Origin of the sequence: Myxococcus sp. MISCRS1 (assembly GCF_026626605.1) — a bacterium.
Taxonomy (GTDB): domain Bacteria; phylum Myxococcota; class Myxococcia; order Myxococcales; family Myxococcaceae; genus Myxococcus; species Myxococcus fulvus.
In genome coordinates, this window is sequence record NZ_JAPNKB010000001.1 from 3,232,365 (window position 1) to 3,251,114 (window position 18,750).

23 protein-coding genes are annotated in these 18,750 nt (G+C 66.8%); 20 read left to right on the forward strand and 3 right to left on the reverse strand.

All coding sequences use genetic code 11. The features are described from left to right. Position 1 precedes the first annotated feature (1 nt). The 15 genes from OWM54_RS12385 (at position 2) to OWM54_RS12455 (ending at position 13,645) form a co-directional block, all read left to right on the forward strand. A complete protein-coding gene (locus tag OWM54_RS12385; RefSeq protein ID WP_267697642.1) occupies positions 2-1,348 on the forward strand; it encodes a phage portal protein in 1,347 nt (448 codons plus the stop codon). A 35-nt stretch (positions 1,349-1,383) separates the two neighbouring features. Beyond that, positions 1,384-2,163, forward strand: coding sequence for an HK97 family phage prohead protease (locus OWM54_RS12390; protein ID WP_324289086.1), 780 nt, complete (start codon positions 1,384-1,386; stop codon positions 2,161-2,163). After that, complete coding sequence (locus tag OWM54_RS12395; RefSeq protein ID WP_267697644.1) at positions 2,160-3,251, forward strand: phage major capsid protein; 1,092 nt, start codon at positions 2,160-2,162, stop codon at positions 3,249-3,251. The genes OWM54_RS12390 and OWM54_RS12395 overlap by 4 nt, the downstream gene beginning before the upstream one ends. An 11-nt stretch (positions 3,252-3,262) precedes the next feature. Beyond that, complete coding sequence (locus OWM54_RS12400) at positions 3,263-3,676, forward strand: hypothetical protein (RefSeq protein ID WP_267697645.1); 414 nt, start codon at positions 3,263-3,265, stop codon at positions 3,674-3,676. Between the two features lie 78 nt (positions 3,677-3,754). Then, positions 3,755-4,411, forward strand: a complete 657-nt coding sequence (locus OWM54_RS12405) for a hypothetical protein (protein ID WP_267697646.1) — start codon at positions 3,755-3,757, stop codon at positions 4,409-4,411. Then, positions 4,411-4,734: a hypothetical protein gene (locus tag OWM54_RS12410; protein WP_267697647.1), complete on the forward strand. Its 324-nt coding sequence runs from the start codon at positions 4,411-4,413 to the stop codon at positions 4,732-4,734. The genes OWM54_RS12405 and OWM54_RS12410 overlap by 1 nt, the downstream gene beginning before the upstream one ends. Next, positions 4,734-5,150, forward strand: a complete 417-nt coding sequence (locus OWM54_RS12415) for a minor capsid protein (RefSeq protein WP_267697648.1) — start codon at positions 4,734-4,736, stop codon at positions 5,148-5,150. Before OWM54_RS12410 ends, OWM54_RS12415 begins: the two co-directional genes overlap by 1 nt. 36 nt (positions 5,151-5,186) lie before the next feature. Beyond that, positions 5,187-5,603: a hypothetical protein gene (locus OWM54_RS12420; RefSeq protein ID WP_267697649.1), complete on the forward strand. Its 417-nt coding sequence runs from the start codon at positions 5,187-5,189 to the stop codon at positions 5,601-5,603. A gap of 8 nt (positions 5,604-5,611) precedes the next feature. Continuing rightward, on the forward strand, positions 5,612-6,037 hold the full coding sequence (locus OWM54_RS12425) for a phage tail tube protein (protein WP_267697650.1): 426 nt from the start codon (positions 5,612-5,614) through the stop codon (positions 6,035-6,037). Beyond that, complete coding sequence (locus OWM54_RS12430) at positions 6,037-6,669, forward strand: hypothetical protein (protein WP_267697651.1); 633 nt, start codon at positions 6,037-6,039, stop codon at positions 6,667-6,669. Before OWM54_RS12425 ends, OWM54_RS12430 begins: the two co-directional genes overlap by 1 nt. Before the next feature lie 23 nt (positions 6,670-6,692). Beyond that, the gene (locus OWM54_RS12435; RefSeq protein WP_267697652.1) at positions 6,693-7,046 is read left to right on the forward strand and encodes a phage tail protein; all 354 of its coding nucleotides are present in this window, start codon (positions 6,693-6,695) and stop codon (positions 7,044-7,046) included. Positions 7,047-7,267: 221 nt separating this feature from the next. Further along, positions 7,268-9,640, forward strand: a complete 2,373-nt coding sequence (locus OWM54_RS12440) for a phage tail protein (protein WP_267697653.1) — start codon at positions 7,268-7,270, stop codon at positions 9,638-9,640. A 1-nt stretch (position 9,641) separates the two neighbouring features. Further along, complete coding sequence (locus OWM54_RS12445) at positions 9,642-10,403, forward strand: hypothetical protein (protein WP_267697655.1); 762 nt, start codon at positions 9,642-9,644, stop codon at positions 10,401-10,403. Between the two features lie 111 nt (positions 10,404-10,514). Further along, complete coding sequence (locus OWM54_RS12450) at positions 10,515-13,013, forward strand: fibronectin type III domain-containing protein (protein WP_267697656.1); 2,499 nt, start codon at positions 10,515-10,517, stop codon at positions 13,011-13,013. Next, positions 13,010-13,645 carry a Hint domain-containing protein gene (locus OWM54_RS12455; RefSeq protein ID WP_267697657.1) on the forward strand — a complete coding sequence of 212 codons (636 nt, stop codon included), beginning with the start codon at positions 13,010-13,012 and terminating at the stop codon, positions 13,643-13,645. The genes OWM54_RS12450 and OWM54_RS12455 overlap by 4 nt, the downstream gene beginning before the upstream one ends. Here the strand turns inward: OWM54_RS12455 and OWM54_RS12460 are convergent. Next, the gene (locus OWM54_RS12460; protein WP_267697658.1) at positions 13,629-14,765 is read right to left on the reverse strand and encodes a hypothetical protein; all 1,137 of its coding nucleotides are present in this window, start codon (positions 14,763-14,765) and stop codon (positions 13,629-13,631) included. The two genes, OWM54_RS12455 and OWM54_RS12460, sit on opposite strands and share 17 nt — an antisense overlap. Positions 14,766-14,911: 146 nt before the next feature. Between OWM54_RS12460 and OWM54_RS12465 the strand changes: the two genes are divergently transcribed. The 5 genes from OWM54_RS12465 to OWM54_RS12485 all read left to right on the forward strand — a co-directional run bounded on the left by OWM54_RS12465 (position 14,912) and on the right by OWM54_RS12485 (position 17,927). Then, a complete protein-coding gene (locus OWM54_RS12465) occupies positions 14,912-15,199 on the forward strand; it encodes a hypothetical protein (protein ID WP_267697659.1) in 288 nt (95 codons plus the stop codon). After that, positions 15,196-15,729, forward strand: coding sequence for a M15 family metallopeptidase (locus tag OWM54_RS12470; protein WP_267697660.1), 534 nt, complete (start codon positions 15,196-15,198; stop codon positions 15,727-15,729). The genes OWM54_RS12465 and OWM54_RS12470 overlap by 4 nt, the downstream gene beginning before the upstream one ends. Before the next feature lie 12 nt (positions 15,730-15,741). Further along, positions 15,742-16,194 carry a hypothetical protein gene (locus OWM54_RS12475; RefSeq protein WP_267697661.1) on the forward strand — a complete coding sequence of 151 codons (453 nt, stop codon included), beginning with the start codon at positions 15,742-15,744 and terminating at the stop codon, positions 16,192-16,194. Next, positions 16,191-16,490 (forward strand): hypothetical protein, encoded by a 300-nt coding sequence (locus tag OWM54_RS12480; protein ID WP_267697662.1) that lies wholly within the window; start codon positions 16,191-16,193, stop codon positions 16,488-16,490. Before OWM54_RS12475 ends, OWM54_RS12480 begins: the two co-directional genes overlap by 4 nt. Before the next feature lie 273 nt (positions 16,491-16,763). After that, complete coding sequence (locus OWM54_RS12485) at positions 16,764-17,927, forward strand: serine/threonine-protein kinase (RefSeq protein WP_420715326.1); 1,164 nt, start codon at positions 16,764-16,766, stop codon at positions 17,925-17,927. Here the strand turns inward: OWM54_RS12485 and OWM54_RS12490 are convergent. Both OWM54_RS12490 and OWM54_RS12495 read right to left on the reverse strand, forming a co-directional pair. Next, positions 17,924-18,283: a helix-turn-helix domain-containing protein gene (locus OWM54_RS12490; protein WP_267697664.1), complete on the reverse strand. Its 360-nt coding sequence runs from the start codon at positions 18,281-18,283 to the stop codon at positions 17,924-17,926. The genes OWM54_RS12485 and OWM54_RS12490 overlap by 4 nt on opposite strands. Beyond that, entirely contained in the window at positions 18,276-18,641 is a 366-nt protein-coding gene (locus OWM54_RS12495) for a helix-turn-helix domain-containing protein (protein ID WP_267697665.1), read from the reverse strand. Before OWM54_RS12495 ends, OWM54_RS12490 begins: the two co-directional genes overlap by 8 nt. Between the last annotated feature and the right edge of the window lie 109 nt (positions 18,642-18,750).

An 18,750-nucleotide genomic window follows, 5' to 3' on the forward strand; every position in this document is an offset into this window, starting at 1 on the left:
TATGGGGTTGATCGACAGGATGCGCGCCGCGCTGGGTGGTGGTGCGAAGCGCAAGGGGACGGGGCTGGAGCTGAGCCGATGGACGTCGGCCCCGCCGCGCCGCGAAGTGCCCGCGCTGCTCGCGGCCTACGCGGAGATGCCGTGGCTTGGGACCATCGTCGACACGGTGGGCGACGCCTTCGCGGACGTGACGTGGCGCGCCTTCGTGCGGCAGGACCCCACGACGCGGAAGGCGCTCGTCGACGTGTCGCTGCGGCGGGCCTGCGGCGACGTGCGACGGGAACGGTTGAAGTCGCTCCTCGAACTGGGCGGTGCGGTGGAGCTGGCGGACCATCCGCTGCTGCGGCTGCTCGCGGACCCGAACGACCTGATGACGGGCAGGGACTTCGCGAAACTCTTCTGCCTTCACTACGACCTGACGGGCGAGTTCTTCGCCGTCGTCGAGGAGCTTGCCGGCGTGCCCGTGGGTCTGTGGCCCGTGCCTCCCGACTGCGTTCTCGCGCTTCCGGACTTGAGCAAGCCGAAGGCGGAACGCACGTACACGGTGACAGCCGGTGGGCGCATGTTCTCGCTGCCCGCCGCGAGCGTCGTCTACGTGAAGCGGCTGAACCCTGCGGACCCGCTCGGCCGCGGCATCGGCATCGCCTACGCGCTGGGCGACGAGGTCGACACGGACGAGCACGCGGCGCGCTACACGAAGAACGCCTTTTACAACAACATGCTGCCGGGCGCGGTCATCGCGATTGAGGGCTTCAACGAGGGACAGGCCGGGCCCGCGCGAGCCTTCAAGGAAAGCCTCGCGCGCGAGTACGGAGGGCCCGCCAATGCCGGCCGGGTGATGATTACGAGCGGCAAGACGACCTTCGCGCGCCTCGACACGCCCTTTCGCGACATGCAGCTCGTCGACCTGCGCCGCTTCCTGATGGACTACATCCGGATGGTGTACCGCGTGCCCCCGGAGATTGTGGGCGACGTGACGAGCAGCAACAAGGCGACGAGCTACGCCGCACGCGAGCACCTCGCCGAACAGGCCACGAAGCCGCGCGCGGAAGTCTTCCTGGCCGCCGTGCAGAAGTACCTGGCGCCGCGCTTCAACGACGACGTCCTGCTCTCCTACGACTCCCCCGTGCCGGCCGACCGTGAGCACCGCTTGCGGGTGATGGGCACACTCCCGAGCGCCTTCACCTTCGACGAGTGGCGCACCGAAGCGGGCTTCAAACCCCACGCCGAGCGCAAGGGCTTCGCGGAGCTGTTGCCGGGCCAGAAGCCCAATGAGCCGGGGCAGACGCCGACGCCCGCCGAGGGCAGCTCAGCGGAAGCGAATGCCGAAGCCGCAAGCGAGCGCTGAACCACTCCCAGAAGTCACACGCATTTACAGGGGGAATGACAATACCCATTACACGCTCCCTGAGTTTGAGCGCCGTCCGAAAGGACGCGGCGACGTTGAGCGCCGTCGAATCCGTGGGCGGGCGGCGCGTCTACAAGTTCCGCGCGAGTGACGGCGACTTCGACCGCTACTCCGACAGGCTCAACGTGAAGGGCTGGCGCGTCGATGGCTACAACGCCAACGGCGTCGTCCTCTTCAACCACGACGACGGCGCCGAGGCCGCTTCGTCGGGTGCCGAGCCGCAGTTGCCCATCGGCAAAGGGCGCGTCTACGTCGAGGGTGACGCCCTCATGGTCGACGTGGAGTTCGACGACGAGGACGAGTTCGCGAAGCGAGTCGAGCGCAAGGTGTCCAAGGGCATCCTGAATGCCGTCTCCGTCCGCTACCTCATGCTCCCGGGCCAGTACCGGCAGAACGAGCGGGGCGGCTACGACTGCGACGCGCAAGAGCTGCTCGAAGTCTCCGTCGTGACGATTCCGGGGAACGCGCGGGCCGTGCGCGCGAAGTCCTTCGAGGACGAGAGCGAGGACATCGTCGAGCGGATTGCCGCGCGCGTCGTTGAACTGCTCGGCGCACGCGCCGAAGCGAAGTCGACGGACGACGAGGACGAGACCGAAGTGCCGGAAGCGGCCGACGAGCCCGAGCCCGAGACGAAAGAGGCGCCCGCCGACCCGCCGAAGGCGGACGACGAGGACGAAGACGACTTCAACGCCCCCGACGCCGCGAAGCGCTTCGTCGAGGCATTCAAGGGCTACATCCGAGGAGTGAAGCAATGACGCGCGAGCAGGTTGCAGAGATGGTGAAGGCGCTGGGGCCCGAGGTGGCGCGCGAGCTGATGGACGCCGCCGCACGAAGCGCGCCCGGCCGAGTGGAGTCGGGCAAGGGGGCGCTCCCGGGAGGCGTTTATTCGAGCGTCGAGAACCTGGGCGCCTTCGCGAAGAGCGTCATCGCGGCGGGCCGCCGCACGGGTGCCGTCGAGCTGGTCGACGCCGCGAAGCGCTTCGGCAACGCCGACGTGCAGAAGGCCGTTCAGCTCAGCAAGTTCGACTCGGCGGGCGTGCTGGTGCCGATCCAGCAGAGCGGCGAGGTCATCGAGTTCCTGCGGCCCGAGGCCGCGCTGCTCAAGCTGGGCGTGCGGACCCAGGCGTTCAAGGGCGAGCTGCACATGGGGCGGCAGACGGGCACCTCCGAATTCCGCTGGGTGGGTGAAGGCGAGACGGTGCCGAAGAGCGCCCCCAAGTACGGCAAGGTCGTGCTCAAGGCGCACAAGGGCATGGTGCTCGCCGACATCAGCAACGACTTGCTGCGCACCCCGGGCGTGGGTGATGCCGGCGTGGGCGAGGACATCCGCGCGACGGTGGCGGACGGGCTCGACGACGCGGGCTTCAATGGCGACGGGACGGGCGCGGCGCCGAAGGGGCTCTTTGCTCAGCTCGACGCGGCGCACTCTTTCGCGTCGACGGGCACCACCGCTGCCGCGTACCTGGCCGACATCGACAAGGCGGTGGAGCTGCCGCTGACGGCGCACGTGCGCATGGGCAACGCGGCCTGGGTGCTTCACCCGACGCGGGCGACGGCGCTGCTTCAGCTCCAGAACTCCGGCGTCTGGGTCTTCCGTCAGGAGATGCTCGACCGGGGCACCATTCGGGGCTTCCCCTTCGTGATGACGACGCGCGTCCCCGCGACTCGAATCACCTTCTCGGCCGACTGGCGTCAGTTCATCTACGGCATCGACGAGGACCTGATTCTGAGCGAGCACGACACGCGGGCCGAGTTCGACGAGACGACCATCCGCGCCATCGTTCGGGGCGACTTCAAGGTCCGCCAGCCGAAGGCGTTCAGCTCCATCACCTACGGCACCTGAGAGGACCCACCATGAACGCCAATTCCACTGACGCGGGCGTGCTCGTTGGCATTCGCCCCGGAACCTCTCCCGCTGCCGTCGGCGCCGGGACTCGCAACAGCGCCGCCGTCGACCGCATGGGCTTCGACTCCTGCGTGCTGACGGCTTCGACGGGCGCCGTCACGGGCTCCCCGTCGGCCCTGTCGCTCGCCGCGAAGCTCCAGGAGAGCGCCGACGGCCAGAACGGGTGGACGGACCTGCCCGGTGCCGCCGTCGAGCCGCTCACCACCTCCAGCGCGGTAGTCCGGGTCAACGTCCGGCTGCCCACCGCGAAGCGCTACCTGCGCGTCGTCGAGACGGTGGCCCTCACGGGCGGCACGTCCCCGACGCTCGGCGCGTCCAGCCTGATTGTCCTGTGCGGGCCCGACGAGATTCCCGCCGCCTAGTGCCACGAGACGAAGCCGGGGCCCCTCACCCCTCCAGGCCCCGGCTTCGTCGCTCCTAGGCCCTCCTGAGTCCCTTCCATGGCCCGTCCGACAGACCTCTGCCTTGCCGCCACCGTGGCCGCCGACTTGGGCGTAGCCGTCGACCCCCACGTCGAGCGCTGCGTCAGTGCCGCGAGTGGGGCCATTGCCGCCCTGTGTGGCCGGGCCTTCGAGCGGGCCACGGTGACGGAGTACCCCGCCAGCTACGCACGCCCCTACGTCCTGCTCGCCCGCCCGCCGCTCGTCGAGGTCATCAGCGTTCGGGAGGGGGGCGAGCTGCTTGACGCCCCGGCCTACACCTTCGCTGGGGACCTCGCGGCCGGGGGGCTCCTCTACCGGCTCTCCGGAGTGTGGCCCGAGACGGCGCATGCCAGCGGGCTCATCACCCTCACGGTCGACAGCCGACAAGGACATCCGGGGGCGCTGGCGGTGACGTACACGGGCGGCTACATGACGCCTGGGCAGGTGGCCGGCGACGCGTCCCTGGGCCCCGTCACCCTGCCGGCCGAAGTCGAGGAAGCCGCCATCCTCGAAGCCTGCGCGCTCTACCGGGGCCGGGGACGCGACGCCGACGTGTCCGCTGAGAGCCTGGGGGATTGGTCCGTGAGCTACCGGGAGCGAGGGGCAGGCCAGCGCCTTGCGAGTCCCCGCGCCGAGCTGCTCGTCGCGCCGCACATCCTTTGGAGGGCGAGCTGATGGGCGGCCCCGAGACGCACTTCCGGCAGTTCGTCCGCTACGCCGAAGTCACGGGCCGCGACGCCTGGGGGGCGCCTCTCCTGGGACCTGTCCACGAAGCGCCCGCGCGCATCCAGCCGAGCCGGAAGCTGATTCGAGATGCCAACGGCGCCGAGTTCGTCGCGTCGTTCGTCGTCTACACCGCCGCGCCGCTCACGCTGCGTCATCGGCTCTGGTTCAAGGGCGACGACACCAGCGACTTCAACCACGCACGCCGCCCTGCCGCCGTTGACGAGCACGTCGACGGTGGCGGCGTGGTGCGCTACCGGAAGGTCTGGCTCTGATGGCTCGCGACACCGCCGCCGACGTTGCGACGCTCCTCGCCGCGGGCAACCTGGGCCTGCGCGTCGGCACCAACCTCTTTCTTGGCCCGACGCTTGAGGACGACGACGCGACGGTGCCGGACGTCGCGTGCTTCGTGCTCCAGACGGGAGGCGACGCGCCGCAGGGCTACCTCGGAGGGCGCAAGGTGTATCGGACTGTCACCAGTCAGGTTCGCGTGCGCTCGGACCGCGAGAGCTTCCGGGCGGGACAGTCCCTCGCGCTCGCGGCCCTCCACGTGCTGCACCTCGCGGATGCCGCGCCCTACGTGCTGATGGAAGTCGACGAGGGCAGCCCCAACTACATCGGCACGGATGGCAGTGACCGCCACTGGTGGACCTTCACCGTGGACGCATCCTTTGTCGATTCGGGCGCGTGAGCCACTCCCGGAAGTCACACGCATTTACAGGGGGCAATGGCACTCAAAGTCGCGCTGGACTTCAGACTCCTCGACAAGCTGCGCAAGGTCGAACGGCCCGTGCTCGACGACCTGGCTCCGCTGGCCCACGCGCACGCGTCCATGGTGCTCCAGGCAAGTCGCGCACTTGTCCCCGTCGGTAAGCGGGACACGGACGGCAAGCCGCCGCTGAGCACCTCGGGATTCGTCGATGGCCCGGAGCTGAACCGCGAGAAGTCGAGCGTCAGCGCAACAGCGGGCTACGAGCACGACGCGGCCGGCGCCATTCACGAGGGATTTCACTGGGGCGAGCAGCGCTTCGCCGAGCCCGTCCACTTCCTGCGCAAGCCCGCGAGGAAGGGCCGCGCGAAGTTCCGCAAGGCGGTGGCGGCTCAGATTCTTTCAACCCTCTCGCGGCTCTTCCCGAGCCGATAGGCACTCCCATGTCCACCCCTGTTGCTGCCCACCTCGATAGCGTGTCGGTGCGCTCGGACACGACTGCTGCGCTGCCCGCTGACCGCGTGGACGGACTCACCGACGCGTCGCTGAGCGAGACGGGCGACTTCACCGAAACGAACTACCTCGGGGGCTCGGGCTACAAGTCCCGCGTCCAGACGTTGAAGGACACGAGCGCGGACCTGTCCGGCCACTTCATGGAGGGCGACGCGCCGCAGTCCGTCCTTCGCGATGCACGCGATACCGGGGGCACCGTCTACGTGACGTTCGTCTTTGACCCGAGCGCCGCCGCTGGCAGCAAGGGCAAGCGCATCCCCATGGTGGTGAACAGCTACGACGAGAAGATGACGCCCGGTGGGGTCGTCGAGTTCTCGTGCAAGCTCCTCGGCAACGGCGCCCCGGTGGCCGTCTGATGTCGGTCATCCCCGCGCACGTCGGCTCCCTGTCCATCGCGGGCGAGCCGGAAGAGTTCCTCAATGCCGACGCCGCCCTCGTGGCGGGTGGCGTGTTCCGAATCGTCGACCCGGCCCTTCGTCGGCTCGACCCTGGGGCGCCTGTACTCGTCGAGACCTCGTCCGACGGTGACGAATGGGAGGATGCCGAGGCCGTTGTCGACGCGCTCTTCGGCTTCGTCCACCTCGCCAACGCTCCGGGGCCTTCGGCGCGCGTGCGCGTCTCGGGGGCCTCGCTGCCAGTCCTCCCGGTGGCGCTGGTGCGCTCCCTCTCCCTGTCGGTGACGAACGACGTCGTCGAGCTGCAAGTCATGGGGGATGGGTACAAGCGGCGCGCGGTGTCGCTGCGGGACTTCTCAGGGGAGCTGGTGGGGCTGACGGCGCTCGACGTGCGCTTCGAGGACGGCGCCCCGCTGCTCGTCGAAGTCAGCAAGGGCGCGGGCTCCGAAGTCTTCCGTGCCTGGGTGAAGGTGCCCGAGCTGTCGCACAAGCTGACGCCCGGGGCCCTCTACGAGCGCACGGTGAAGTTCATCGGCCACGCCTTCCAGTCGGAGAACGGCAGCGCCATCGCCTGGGGCTACGGCATCCCCTGAACCACTGCCGGAAGGGAAAGCACATGTCGAACAAGCACAAGCTGCTCGCGAAGAACCGTCGTGTCGTGAAGTCCGTCGAGATTGATGGCGTCAAGGTCGACATCATCAAACCCACCATGGGGGACCGGCTGCGTCTGATTGAGCAGGCACGCGCCGCGGGCGAGATGACGGAGAAGAACGAGCCCACGGGGGACCGTGCCGGTGCGCGGATGCTGGCGCGAATCGCCGTCTGCGTGATTCACGACTCGGAGACGGGTCGCCCCATGTTCTCCGTCAATGACGTCGACGAACTGCTCGACGAGTCCTGGCTGGAGGACTTCGCGACGGACCTCACGGACGTGTTCAACGTTACCGAAGAGAAGATGCGGGGAAAATAGACGGCGACCCCGAGGCGAGTCTGCTCTACGGGGTCGCGTCGCTCCTGAAGGTGCCGCCCGACACAGTGCGGACGATGGCATACGAAGACGTCGTCGGGCTGGTGGCCTACGCCCGGAAAGAGGCCGAGGAGTTGGAGCGCCGCTCTTCCTCGCCAACCGCCTCGGGCACGTCTCCACAAGGACAACAGTCAGTTCGACGTTTGCGTCGGAGGTGATTCGTCATGGCGGGCGGTGGTCTCAAAGTCGGTGACGTCTATGTCGTCGTGACGGCCGCCGTCGGCGAGTTCACGAAGTCGATGCGGAAGATTGTCTCCGACGTGGCCGCCGCCGCTGGGAAGGTCGAGCAGCTCGGCAACAAGATTGGGGAGATTGGCGCGATTGTGAGCGCGGGCCTGTACGGGGCGCTCGCGGCTGCGGCAGCCTTCGATTCGTCCGTGACGGAGCGGATGGACCGAATCGCGCTCGTCTTCCAGAACGTCGGCGCGGAGATAGGCAACGCGATTCTCCCGCACCTGGAGCGGCTCTCCGACGCGTTGGAGCAAGCCCTCGGGTGGTTCCAACGGCTCGACCCGGCCGTGAAGTCCTCCATGGGGAGCTTCCTCTTCTGGGGCACTGCGGCGGGGCTCGCGGGCGGGGCCGTGGGCAAGGTGGCGGGCGCGGTGAAGCAGTTCGCCGAGAGCTTCCTGGCCTTCGTGGTGCCCGCGTTGGATGGGGCGGGCAAGTCGGTGGTGCGCTTCTCGTCGTTCCTCCGTGCAGAGACGCCCGTCGTCGAAGGCAACTTGAAGAAGGTCGCGAAGGGGGCTGAGCAGGTCGACGAGAGCTTCGCGAAGGCGTTCCGCAACGCTGCCGCTCGTATCCTGACGGTGGGGGCGCCCCTGGCCGCGGTTGCGCTGGCGGTGACGGGCGTCGTCATGCTCGCGGGCACGCTGTACAAGGCATGGCACGACAGCAGCACGGGCATGCGCGATGCCTTCGTCGCCATGTGGCGGGCGGTGACGGACGTCGCGGGGCGCGTCGCGAGGTTCTTTCAGGAAGTCTTCGCGGGGCTGGCGGCTGTCGTGGGCATGTGGGCCCGTCGTCAGCTCGACACCTTCGCCTTCGTGGTGCGCAACCTGGCTCGACTGGCCGCGCCTCTCGCGCGTGCGCTGAGTCTGGACGGTGTCGCGGGCGCGCTGGAGGGGCTGAAGGACTTGACGGGCGACGCCGTGCTCGGCGGGCTGAAGGGGCTCGTCGACAGCACCGTCGGCACGCTTCGCGATGGGCTGGTGACTGTCTGGGAGGGCGTGTCCTACGGGGCGAGCTACGCCTTCGACGGTGTGAAGCTCATGGGAGGCGATGCCGCCGCGTTCCTCCGCGAGAAGTTCGGCGGTGTCTTCGACGACATGCTCGGGCCCAAGGGCAAGCTGCGCACCCCCACGGAGTCACCCGAGATTGAAGTTGGGAGCGTCGAAGTCGGAAAGTTCGACGCGAAGAAGTTCCTCGCGAGCGTCGGCAACACGGCGTCCATCATCGCCGAGGTGGCGCGCCGCAAAGCGAAGGAGCTCGCCGACGCGCTCGCCAAGGCGGCCGACGAAGCGAAGCGGGCCCTGACGAGCCGCTTCTCCCAGGCATTCGGGCGCGTCTACGAGCTGGTCGACCGCTTCCAGCAGGGCATGTCGGCTGGTGGCGTGTGGGGCGGGTTGATTGCCGTCGTCGCGGAGCTGCTCTCCCAGTCGACGACCTTCGGCACGTTGCTCCAGATGGTGACGAACTTCATCCAGTACGTGGCGGACGTTATCGGCCGCGTGCTGGCTCCTGTGCTGCCGCTGCTGGCGTCCGTGTTCAACATGGTGACGCCGCTCCTGGATGCGCTGGTGCCGGTGCTGGAGATGTTCTCGAAGCCCATCGAGGCGATTACACCCATCTTCGAAGTGCTCGGCATGCTCTTCGAGGGACTGGCGCCGGTGGTGACGGTGTTCGGCCAGATTCTCGTCGCGCTGCTTCAGCCGCTGACGGTGCTCTCGGGTCCCATCATGAAGGGGCTCTTCGCCGTCATCCGCGTGGTGGCGATGGGAATCCTCTACGTCGTGAAGGGTATCGGCACGGTGTGGAACGCCATCATTGGGTTCATCGCGAGCGTGTTCAAAACGCTCGGCAAGATTCCCTTCGTCGGTGGTGCCTTCAAGAAGATGGCGCAGGGCCTGGAGAGCATGAAGGTGCCGATGGACCAGGTCGACGGTGCCTTGGATGCGCTGAAGGACTCCAGCTATGACGCCGCCGCCGCGAATGCCGCCGCTGGTGTTGCCGCCTGGGAGAACGCCGCCGCGACCAACCGCGCGACGGAGGCGCTCACCAACGTTCCGACGGGCTTCAAGGTGGCCCTGGCCCGCTTCAACGCGCAGGACCCGATTGGAGGGGCGCCGCTGGCTCCTGGTGTGTCGCCCGTCACGCCGAGCCCTGTCGTCCCGGTGAGCGGCGGCAACGTCAGCGTGGGGCAGATTGTCGTGCAGGGCGTCGACGACCCCGTGGAGACAGCGCGACACGTCTACATCGAAATGAAGCGCGAGGCCCACCGACGCCGCGGCAACGGTGAATGGCTGAGTGGGAGGTACTGAGATGACCTTCCTTGCGCTGAACGGCATCCCCGTGCCCGTAGTAGAGGGCCGGCGAAGGCAGGTGAGCATCGGCACGGACTCGCGCGCCTTCAGCGGGGCCTATCGCCTGGGGCGGCGCGCCGTCCGGCAGGAGTGGGAGTTCAAAACGCCCCCCTTGCCGCGCGACGAGGTGCTCGCCCTGCGAGGGCTGATTGCTGGGGACGGGCACACGGTGTCCTTCGACGGTGACGCCTTCACCAGTCGCGGACTCAATCAGGCGAGCGCTACGGGGCTCGTGGTTCAGGGCGCGCGCTTCGGCGGTGGGCTCAACCTGGCTGTCGGTGCGTCCGCTTCGTGGTCCATGCAGCTCGGGGCTCGCTGGACGACCCTGCACCACGTCTTCAGCAGTTCGACGGGCGCGTGGCTCCAGGTCATCAACCGGAGCGACGGCAAGCGGTGGGCGCAGGGCGTGCCTTCGGAGAATGCCGGGGGCTTGGTCGTCGTCTCCGGTGCGCTCGCGGTGACGGGCGCCACCAACAGGGTGAGCTTCGACGACGTGGTGGGACTGCCCTTCGAGGTGCCCGACGCGTGGGTGCCTCACCTCGTCGCGTGGCACTCCGCGCGCCCCTGGAGCGCTCTTCCATTCCTCGTGGCGAGCGGGAGCTTCCTGCCCTCCGAAACGAAGGTGCTGGGAGAGGTCCGCGACGGCGAGTTCGTCGAGTTCAGTCACAACGGGACGCGCGTCGTCGGCGAGCGGCTCGAATTCACGTTGAGGGAGGTCTAGTCCGTCATGCGCGCTGTGTTGTCTCAGGGGCTCGCGGTCCTCACGAATCCGGCGGGGCATGCTTCCCATGTCCGGGTGTTGGTCCGAGGCGGGGCAGGTGGTTGGGTGGACTTGAGTCAGCTCGAAGGGCGCGACTTCCTCGACGCCGTGGAGGTCGACGAGGACGTTGACCAGCCCGTGTCCGCCGCGACGGTGACTCTCAAGCGGCAGGTCGACCTCATCAGCCTGTCACCGCTCAGGGCCGACTCAAAGCTGAACGCCAACAACGGGCCGCTCATCCGGCCAGGTCGCGAGTTCATCGTCGAAGCGGCGGTGTCGCCCGTGGGGATGGCGCCGAGTGCGAGCGAGTGGCGCATGCTGTTTCACGGCCACGTTGACGAGGTGGCCTTCGGGGGAGATCCACTCGTCTTCCGTGGGCGAGACCTCGGGGGCCGGCTCCAGGACACGTTCATTGAAGTGGAACGTGCCTACGGGGACGACGTGGCCGGTGTCGCGGTGGAAGCCGTCATGCAATCCATCCTGACCGACAACGGAACGGGGGTGCTGCTGCATACGCCCGTCTCCCCCGGCTGGAAGATTCGGAAGTACGCGCGGAAGAAGGCGAGCGTCCTGGACGCGCTCCGCGACTTGGCCCAACAGATTGGCTGGGAAGTGCGCTACCGCTGGCGAGAGGGGAGCGGGAGCTTCGTCTTGACGTTCAGCGAGCCCCAGCGCGCGAGTCCCTTGCTGGCGTGGACCTTCGGCCCGAGCGACTACCGCGACGTCACGAAGCTCGACATCAACGTGGCGGAGGTTCGGAGCAAGGTCGAGGTCGTCTACTCGGACGCGGGAGACCTGGACGTCACGGGGCAGCCCAAGCGCAAGAGCGTCATCGTCGAGGACGTCGCCAGTCAGGCCACCTATGGCGTGCGGTTCATTCAGCTCGCGGAAGACGCATCGAGCAACATCGACCGAGAGGCCGAAGCACGGCGTATGGCGGAAGCAGCCCTGTCCGACTTGAAAGAGCCCCTCGCGGACCAGGAGGTTGAAGCCGACTTCTTCCCGCTAGTGGAGCTGGGGGACCTCTACCAGTTCCGTGCGAACGGGGTGCATTACTCCGATGACCAGAACCTGGCTGTCACCGGCTTCCGGCATGCCTTCACCTCGGAGGGTGACGCGAGGACGACTCTCACCACGCGAGGCAAGCCTTCCTTCGGCGTCTCCGTGTGGCTGGAGATGGACGCGCGCCCCGGGTTGAGTGAGCCGGCCCACACGCTCCCGCCGTTGGACCCGCTCAACGTGACGGTGTCGCCCGTAGTCAACGGCTTCAGCGTGTCGCTCAAGCCGGCCCTGAGTGGCCCTGCGGTGGCCTCCTACGAACTGCACGTCTCAACGGCGAGCGACTTCGCGCCGAGCAGCTCCACGTTGCGCGGCACGTTCGACACGACGGCCTTCGGAGTAGCGGATCTGATGCCGGGGACGTCCTATTTCGTGCGCGTCGTTCCTCGAGACCGGTTCGGCAACCGCGGCAACGCGTCCCCCCAGTTTGAAGTCACCCCGAAGAGGCTTGAAGGCGCCTCGCTGGACGACTCCGCGGTCGGCTATCGGCACCTTCTGCACCCGCCGACCGACAACCTCATCCCCAACGGCTACAACGACGCGGGCCTTCGCGCGGTGGGCAAGCTCCCGGAGGGCGACAAGCTCGTCGAGGACCCGGTCAACGCGCGCTCGGGGCGCTGGGTGCGGCGGGTGGAGCTGGCGAGCGCGGGGGCCTGGGTAGGACTGAACTGGACGGGCGGCTACGGCTCCTCGGCTCCAGGCGGCCGGCTCAAGTGCTCGCCCGGGGACCAGTTTCTCGCCGAAGTCCACGTCAAGTCGTCGTCGGCCACCGTGGGCGGCATGGGCACGCTCTATCTGCTCTGGGAGGACGCGAGCGGCGCCTACGCCGGGCAGACGTCGGCTGTGGAACTGGGGACTGTGGGGACAACCTATCGGCGCGTGGCGGTGACGGGGACGTGCCCGGCCGGCTGCACGGGGCTTCAGCTCTTCTGGGAGACGGAAGTCATGCCGGCCGACGTGGGCAAACGGCTCTACTTCGACGCCGTCTCGCTCCGGAAGATGGTCACCTTCGACTTGCTCGCCGCGAACACGCTGAAGACGTCGAACTACGCGGAGGACGGCAACGGCATCCCCACGGCGGGCGCGAAGCTCGACAACGTGGGAACGACGCTGAAGGTCGCGTCGAACAACGTCCAGGTGGGGCGCTACTACCTGAGCGACGGGTTCTTCCGTTCCGTGCAGGCCCTCGCGGACACGGGCAGCCGTGTCTACTACCGCGGCAACAACGACGGCGTGCCGAACATCGACCGTCTCAACATCCAGGTGGTTGAGGGCAGCGCGATTGTCGGGGCCAGTGGCGGCGCCGCGAACTTCACCTGGGCGCACTACAGGGCCTCTATTCAGCCCAGTCACAGGGCGACAACCTGGACGCGCTGCGCTTCATGGAGGTGGGCTTCTATTGGGCGTATGGGGACAACAACGTGCCCCAGTGGCTCTACGGCACATCCGTCCCGTTGCCGGATAGGAAGTACCAGAACGGCGCGCAAGACGACGACACCAGTAACGCGGTGAGCGCGGGCTTCTCGTTCATGTATGGCGACCGACTCAATCGCCTGCGCGACTCGCTGTCGAACAAGCTGCTCTACCTGAAGGTCCGTATCCACAACGCGAGCGGGTTCAGTGCGGAGCGGTGGTTCTTCCCGCCCTACGCGTACGGAACCAACATGGCTCGCAGCGCGACGGGCCCGGCCTCGACGCCCTCAAGCGGCGGTGATGACGGGGGAAGTGACCATGGAACGTGCGTGGCGCCCTGGGAGTTGGTGATGCTCAGCAACGGAGCGGAGCTGCCTGCTGGGATGTTGCGGCCCGGCATGCGTGTGCTCACCATTCACGAGCACGAGAAGGATGGGGGCGTATTCGAGGTGACCCACGTCGGCCGCCACAAGGCGCCGCGCTCCAGGCTGTTCATGGAGGACGGCCGAATGCTCGTCGTGACGCCGGACCATCGCTGGCGGACGGTGGAACGTGGCTGGACGCGTACGGATGCGCTGAAATCAGGAGAGACGATTGAAGGCTTCGTGCCGGGCCGTGTGGCGAGAATCGAACCCACGGCGGCCGGCGACGTGATGCAGATTTCGGTGCGCTTTGCGAAAACCTACGTCGTGCAGGGGTTGCTGGCGCACAACCTCAAACCCCGCGAGTAGGGGCAATAGCAAGGAGCCCGTCTGTTTCTGGGGCGCTGCTCTTCCCTTTCGTGGACGAGGCTCGTGCAAGCGCCTCTTCACACACGGCTTTATACCCAACAGTCGGAGGCTGCGGAATGCGTCTGTTCATAGGGTAGATTGGAACAAACTCCACCTCGGGCTGCATGAGCAATTCAACCAGCGCCAGCGAAGGTGGAACGCCAATGGCTTGCCTAATCTTCCAGTTGAGCTCTCCCACCACTCGGATCTTGTTCAGCCAATCCGCAGCCTCCTCCATTGTGATGCACATGCAAGGGGGGTCCATGTGCGCAAAGTGATTTCGAACTGCCTTAATGAAGCCAAATGCAGCGGTTTGGTCGCGTGCGTCCAGATGAACGCCTGTGATGGCATAGACCCATTTCAGCTTCTCCATGATTCTGCTTCCGTGGCGAGGTCCCAATGCGACCTCGTCGAACTTCCACATGGGGAGTGGATCGTACTGTGCTTTGAAGTAGAGCTGATGCAGGGTGTTGTCGATCATCGTCACTGCTTCAGATGTCAGTGTGCGCAGAGTTGTAAGAAAGCCCCATGGATTTGTTGTGCCCAGGCGGCTCACGTCAACAGCCTGCTTTCGCTGCTCGGCAATGTTTAGGAGAAGGCTTTTTTGGAAGGACACCTCCATGACACCTTCCCGATCAAGCATTGGTCTCAACGGAAACTTCGGACCTAGGCTCGGATCTACTTGCATCTTGACCGTGCCTCCGTCTGGGTCGACGTGATGAAACCCCATGAAAATTGGAATTGATGCATCGAGCCAGTTTGGGCGAAGCTCTGGCAGATTCAGTGCGCCTATGAAGCCCGACCCTTCTGTCTTTATTGCGCGCTCAATGACACTTTGATTAAAGGGTTTTGATGTGACCTTCTCCATGAGAGGAGTGCCATCCGCTGCCTTCCCCCCGGCAGCTCTTTCCCAGGTGATGGTGAATTTGGGGTGGCCCTTCCATCTCTTGAGAGACCATTTATTTTGAGTGTAGTGGTTTGCGAAATCAAGCGCTAGCAGTCGGGCGTGCGTTGCATCCCGCCCGTTGGTTTTGAATCTGAGGAACTTGTGCAGATTTTGGTCGGAGGTTGTTTGGTCCATGCCTGAGCCCTTTTTTGTTGGCGAAGTGAAGCATGGCAATTGGTTGGGTTCAAGCAGGTGGCTGCTCGCACCGCGTAGGGTTGTCGTGAGCCACCGCCAGAAGTCACACGCATTTACCTGGGGCACCCCAAGCTCCTGGTGAAGTCGTGACCGCAGAAGAGACCCAGTCCCTACAGCTCGTAGTCGGCTCCCTGCTCGGAACGGCGGGGGTCGGTGTCCTCACTTGGGCCGCGAAGTCCCTCGTCGGGGAGATTCGCTCGCTCGTTGAGAAGGTCGCCCGTCAGGACGAGCGCATCAACGCCCTCGCGGTGGAGCTGGGCGCCTTGCGGCGTTGGCGCGATGAGTTCAGTGTCGGGTTGCCCGCACAGGTCCGGCAGACCGTCGAGTTGGAGCTTCTTCGCAGGACCCAGTCCGCGTCGGGGGATTCCCGATGACCCGGGCCAACTTCAAGCGGGTCGACCTTGACCGCGTCTACCTGCCGCTCGTGTCGGTCGCCCTTCAGCTCGTGGCGCGGTGCGAGGCCAGGGGCGTGAGCTACGTCGCGACCTACGGCTTCCGGAGCCTCGAAGAGCAGGCCGAGCTGCGGCGCCTGTTCCTCGCGGGCAAGGGCGGCAAGGCGTCTGCGGCTGGCCTGTCCGCGCACAACTACGGGCTCGCCTTCGACTTCGTCTGTGACGGTGACGCTCGCCCCGGAGTCCAACCCGACTGGCGCCTGCCGGCGTACCGCGTGCTCGGCGAGGAAGCGACGAAGGCGGGACTCGTCTGGGGCGGCAGGTTCGGCGACGCGCCGCATGTGCAGTGGCCGGGCTACGTGAGTGCGCTTCAGCTCACGCCGCTTCGGACGCTAGTGGAGAGCAGTTCGGTCGCCGCTGTGTGGGCTCGGCTCGACGAAGAGCGCAAGTCGCCGCAGTGGCGTGCCGCAAACCCGAAGCTCGCGGCCGAACTGACTCGGCTGGGCTTCTGACTCGGAGGAAACATGGTTGACGTGGGTATGGTCGGGCCGAGCCCCGAGCAGTTCGAGGTGTTCGCTCAGATGCTTCTCGACGCGGTGACGGGCCAGAACTACGCGCTCGTCGCTTCCCTGGTGGTGGTGCTGCTCGTCTACCTCCTGCGACGGTTCGGCGGGTTGGTCGTCCCGTTCTTCAACACGGACCGGGGCGGGGCGCTGCTGGTGCTGGGCGTCTCCCTGGCGGGTGCTGTCGCGAACGCGCTCGCCGCTGGGGCGCCGTTCTCTCTGTCCCTGATGCTGACCACGGTGAAGGTGGCCCTGACGGCGGCGGGTGGCTTCACTCTCATCAAGCGGCTTCTCTTCGGGGACGCCGCGATTGAGAGCGCGGAGCACGCGGGCGAGGTTGCCGCCGGCCAGGTCGCGGGCAAGGCCGCGGCGATTGCTGTGCTTGAGCAGCTCGACAAGCGGGGCGACAAGTGAAGCTCGGCGCGCTCGTGCTGGTGGTGCTCGTCGCGACTCCTGCGGCGGGCTCCGAGGTCATCGGCGTGGAGCGCGCTCAGCTCTTTCCGGATGGAGGGACGGCAGCCGTCGAGGTCGAGGGCGGCTGCTGGTTGTCCGAGAGTCGCTGTGTCCGGACTGCCGCCGAGCTTGAGCGACTCCGGGCCGAGAACGAGTCCCTTCGCCAGCAGGCAGGGGACGTGTCCTTCACCGTTGCCGCCGTGGCGCTGGTGCTTGGGCTCGGGGTCGGGTTCGCCGTTGCGAAGCTCGCGGACTGAGGGTGGGCGACTGCGGCATCGGCGCGGTTGGTCTGGGACCTCGCAACGCCGTGTGATGCGTACTCACCGCAGTCGCCCGTCGGTGTCTTAGTCATGGGGCACAGGTTGCGGCAACGAAGGGCGAGTGCAAGGGCGTCTTACCGTGGACGTTGCCCCTGCCGCGTTGGCCTCCTGCGTTCGCGAGTTCGGACCATATTGATTCGATTGTCTGGACTTTATAGGTTTGTTGCGTTGAGAATCCTCGGGAGCCACGCATTGCCTTCCGAGGACCTCATGCCCTCCACGACTGACAGCGGTAGCCGCTCCGACCCATCCCGGTTCTTCCCGCCGCTCCCCACTCCCGACGCCCCGCAGCCGCTCTTCAGTGTGGGTGATGTCCGTTACGAGGCCGTGCGCGAGGTAGTGAAGATGCCGACGGGCGAAGTGCTGCTCTTGGCTCACCGCTACGCGCTGGAAGAGGAAATGCCGGGACAGTGCTTCGTGCGCCGCCTGCCCAGCCCCACCACTACCGAGGGGCGCAGGCGACTCTCGGACGAGATTCAACTGGCCTTCCGACTCAATCACCCCGGCATTGCCCAGGTCTTCCACCTGAAGATCCATCGGTCCACGCCGCACGTCGTCATGGAGTACGTGGATGGGCCCTCACTAGACACGTTGGTGACCGCAGGCGTGGTCCGGGGCAAACCCATGTCCGAGGCGTTGGCCCTCTACATCGGCGCCGAGGTTGCCGACGCCCTGCACTACGCCCACAGCCTGCGAGGGGAGGACGGCAGGCCACTGGGCATCATCCACCGGGACGTCAACCCTCGGCATATCTACCTGGGGACGCACGGTGGGGTGAAGCTGGCCAATTTCGGCGCGGCCTACTCGCACATGGTGGGGAGGCTGGAGTCGCCCGCCAGTCTCGTCCGGGGAGATGTTGCCTACGCCTCCCCCGAGTACCTGGAGCGGCTGCCGTTGTCGCCGGCCTCGGACATCTTCAGCCTGGGCGTGGTGCTCGTGGAGCTGCTGACGGGGCGCCATCTCTTCGACGTGGAGGACGTGCCCTCACCGCCCAAGGGTTTGAGTCCGCTGATGGCCGAGCAGTTCACCTCCCTCCCGCTCGCTCAGATGCGCGTGCTGCTCTCCAGCTTCAGTCCGGACGACGTCGAGGCGGCTGTGACCGGGCTGGCGCCGGACGTGAAAGCCATCCTCCATGCGGCTCTGCGCGTTGTCCCCGGTGAGCGCTTCGCCACGGCGGCCGATATGGGGAGCGTGCTGCGCGCGGCCCTGACGAAGCGGCACCCCTCGTATGGGCGGCAGGACGCTCAGCAGGAGGTCGCCCTCATCATCGCGGAGGGGAGCTGCCTTCGTGACGTGGTGGAGTTCGGCGAGGCCGGGCTGTTCCCCGAGGGGCTGGACGCGCACGAGCTTGAGGCGCTCGCCGACGAGGACTAGCGAGTCAGTGCGGTGGCGACGTGGAGGAGCGCGTCCAGCTTCTCCTCGTCCAACCTCCGTCCGAGGGCGAGCAGTCGGCGCAGTTCGGGCGTCTCGACCTCCACCAGCGATGCGCGCGCGGGCTTCTTCGACGTCCCCTGCGTCGCCGTACCCATCAGGACTTCGGGAGAGAGGTCCAACGTCAGGCTGATGCGGTGGAGGACGGTGACGCTTGGCAGCACCTTGCCGCGCTCCAGCCGGCGATAGGCGGGCTCCACGAGGCCCACGCGTTCAGCCACCTCGGTCCGGGTCAACCCCAGCCTTTCCCTTGCTTCACGAGCGGCGGTGCCGATGGTGATTGCCAGTTCTTCATTCATGGGACTTCCCTGCGGAGAGGAGGGCGAGAATCGCTCGGACCCGAGTCTCGTCCAACTGCCGCACTTGGTAGAAGAGCCGACGACGGGCGGGCGAGTCTGTGTCGCGAGGCTTCGCGCGTGTGTAGCCGAGCAGCTCGTTCGGCGACACGTCCAGGACTTCGCAGAGGCGGTGCAAGGTGGAGACGCTGGGCAGCATGTTCCCGCGCTCCAGCCGGCTGTAGACCTCGCTTGCAAGCCCCATCTGCTTGGCAACTTCGGCCTGCGTCAGTCCGAGGCGGCTTCGAGCGGTGCGAGCAACGGGACCGATGAGGGCGGCAAGGTGCTGGCGGCGCTTGGGGTCGGACGTGGCCTCTCTCATCCCGCCTTCGTAGCGGAACAGAACATCAGACGTCTAGTGCATATCGATGAATGTCAGGAGTCTTCCGGCGCACGCCTTCCGCGAAGAGAGCCCCCCTGCCGAGTGGTCC

Excerpts from the sequence above, each read along its gene's own strand:
- OWM54_RS12385 (WP_267697642.1), top strand. The coding sequence starts at position 2 with ATGGGGTTGATCGACAGGATGCGCGCCGCGCTGGGTGGTGGTGCGAAG.
- OWM54_RS12390 (WP_324289086.1), top strand. The coding sequence starts at position 1,384 with ATGACAATACCCATTACACGCTCCCTGAGTTTGAGCGCCGTCCGAAAG.
- OWM54_RS12395 (WP_267697644.1), top strand. The coding sequence starts at position 2,160 with ATGACGCGCGAGCAGGTTGCAGAGATGGTGAAGGCGCTGGGGCCCGAG.
- OWM54_RS12400 (WP_267697645.1), top strand. The coding sequence starts at position 3,263 with ATGAACGCCAATTCCACTGACGCGGGCGTGCTCGTTGGCATTCGCCCC.
- OWM54_RS12405 (WP_267697646.1), top strand. The coding sequence starts at position 3,755 with ATGGCCCGTCCGACAGACCTCTGCCTTGCCGCCACCGTGGCCGCCGAC.
- OWM54_RS12410 (WP_267697647.1), top strand. The coding sequence starts at position 4,411 with ATGGGCGGCCCCGAGACGCACTTCCGGCAGTTCGTCCGCTACGCCGAA.
- OWM54_RS12415 (WP_267697648.1), top strand. The coding sequence starts at position 4,734 with ATGGCTCGCGACACCGCCGCCGACGTTGCGACGCTCCTCGCCGCGGGC.
- OWM54_RS12420 (WP_267697649.1), top strand. The coding sequence starts at position 5,187 with ATGGCACTCAAAGTCGCGCTGGACTTCAGACTCCTCGACAAGCTGCGC.
- OWM54_RS12425 (WP_267697650.1), top strand. The coding sequence starts at position 5,612 with ATGTCCACCCCTGTTGCTGCCCACCTCGATAGCGTGTCGGTGCGCTCG.
- OWM54_RS12430 (WP_267697651.1), top strand. The coding sequence starts at position 6,037 with ATGTCGGTCATCCCCGCGCACGTCGGCTCCCTGTCCATCGCGGGCGAG.
- OWM54_RS12435 (WP_267697652.1), top strand. The coding sequence starts at position 6,693 with ATGTCGAACAAGCACAAGCTGCTCGCGAAGAACCGTCGTGTCGTGAAG.
- OWM54_RS12440 (WP_267697653.1), top strand. The coding sequence starts at position 7,268 with ATGGCGGGCGGTGGTCTCAAAGTCGGTGACGTCTATGTCGTCGTGACG.
- OWM54_RS12445 (WP_267697655.1), top strand. The coding sequence starts at position 9,642 with ATGACCTTCCTTGCGCTGAACGGCATCCCCGTGCCCGTAGTAGAGGGC.
- OWM54_RS12460 (WP_267697658.1), bottom strand. The coding sequence starts at position 14,765 with ATGGACCAAACAACCTCCGACCAAAATCTGCACAAGTTCCTCAGATTC.
- OWM54_RS12470 (WP_267697660.1), top strand. The coding sequence starts at position 15,196 with ATGACCCGGGCCAACTTCAAGCGGGTCGACCTTGACCGCGTCTACCTG.
- OWM54_RS12475 (WP_267697661.1), top strand. The coding sequence starts at position 15,742 with ATGGTTGACGTGGGTATGGTCGGGCCGAGCCCCGAGCAGTTCGAGGTG.
- OWM54_RS12485 (WP_420715326.1), top strand. The coding sequence starts at position 16,764 with ATGCCCTCCACGACTGACAGCGGTAGCCGCTCCGACCCATCCCGGTTC.
- OWM54_RS12490 (WP_267697664.1), bottom strand. The coding sequence starts at position 18,283 with ATGAATGAAGAACTGGCAATCACCATCGGCACCGCCGCTCGTGAAGCA.
- OWM54_RS12495 (WP_267697665.1), bottom strand. The coding sequence starts at position 18,641 with ATGAGAGAGGCCACGTCCGACCCCAAGCGCCGCCAGCACCTTGCCGCC.